The sequence below is a fragment of the Gordonia sp. NPDC003950 genome, assembly GCF_053605205.1.
Map to the genome: position 1 here is coordinate 1 of NZ_JBSGIT010000069.1, position 1,355 is coordinate 1,355.

At 60.6% G+C, this 1,355-nt stretch carries 1 protein-coding gene; it reads right to left on the minus strand.

Going from position 1 to position 1,355, the window contains the following annotated elements; genetic code table 11:
• Positions 1 to 27: 27 nt before the first annotated feature.
• Positions 28 to 1,304, minus strand: a protein-coding gene (locus tag ACWETB_RS23870; RefSeq protein ID WP_452214076.1) for an IS3 family transposase whose coding sequence is annotated in 2 segments (ribosomal slippage) — positions 28 to 1,022 and positions 1,022 to 1,304 — 1,278 coding nt in all. Because the reading frame shifts where the segments join, the coding sequence is not laid out codon by codon here.
• Between the last annotated feature and the right edge of the window lie 51 nt (positions 1,305 to 1,355).

A 1,355-nucleotide genomic window follows, 5' to 3' on the forward strand; every position in this document is an offset into this window, starting at 1 on the left:
TGATCCACCCCGGCTTTTCCGGAGAGCTCAGGTTGTGAGTGCCCCCTCCGGATTGAGGGTGCGCATGTGATCGTAATGGAGTCGCTCAGCGTGGTCGGGGGTGAGGTCGTCGCAGTAACTGTGTGGGCGTTCACGGTTGTAGAACGCCACCCATTCGGCCGTGCCCAGTGACAGTTCGGTCGCGCCGTGAAATCGCGGCTGGTTGTCGACGAGTTCGTTCTTGTAGTCAGAGTTCACCGACTCCGCGAGCGCGTTGTCGTAGCTATCCCCAACGCTGCCAATAGAAGCCGCGATGCCTTCCTCGGCCAACCGCTGCCCGAACACAATCGCCGTGTACTGCGATCCCGCGTCTGAATGGTGTATGAGTTTCGTTAAATCAACTACACCGCAACGCTTTCGGTTGTCTATCGCGTTGTTGATGGCATCGGTCACCAGGTTCACCGTCATTTCCGAGGCCACTTTCCAGCCGACAATCTTGCGGGCGAACACATCGATGACGAACGCCGTGTACGCCCACCCCGACTCGGTGCGGCAGTATGTAAAATCGGCTACCCACAACCGATTTGGTGCCGCAGCATAGAACTGTCTGTCGACCAGATCCGCCGGCCGCGACGCTGCCGCATCAGGGATGGTCGTACGCACTCGCTTCTTCTTACTCGCGCCATGCCATCCCATCTCCCGCATCACTCGTTCAACCGTGCATCGGGCGACATCAATACCATTGCTGCGCAATACTATCCATGTCTTGCGTGAACCCAGAACCCGCATCAGCGGCCGCTTCCGGCGCAAAGTGAAGATCGCATCGATGACCTGCGCATCGGCGAACATGCGGGCGCTCGGACCGCGGTTGATGTGATCATAGTAAGTGGATGGGGCGATGTGGATACCATGCTCGCAGAGCACGGCGCACATCGAATCGACGCCCCAGACAAGGCCATCCGCACCCACCTGGTGTCCCTGGTGAGTGCGGATGAACTCCACAATTAGCGGTGTGGCCGGTCGATCTCGGCCGCGAAGAAAGCCGACGCCGCCTTCAAGATCCCGTTCGCTCGTTTGAGCTCGGCCACCTCGCGCTTGAGTCGTCGAATCTCCTCGCTATCGGCCTTGGCTGGCGCGCTGGCGGCGCCCGACGGCGCCTTGCGCACCCACTGGCGAACCGTCTCCGCCGAGCCGACTCCGAGCAAGTCCGCAGTCTTGCCCATCGCCGCCCACTCGGTGGACCCCTGAGCCACCAACTGCTCGACCATGTCCACCGCGTCGCGCTTCAACTCATCCGAGTATCGCTTCGATCCTGCCGCTGCCATAGGTTTCATTCTCCCTTGAGACGAACCCTCCGGAAACACCGGGACGGATCA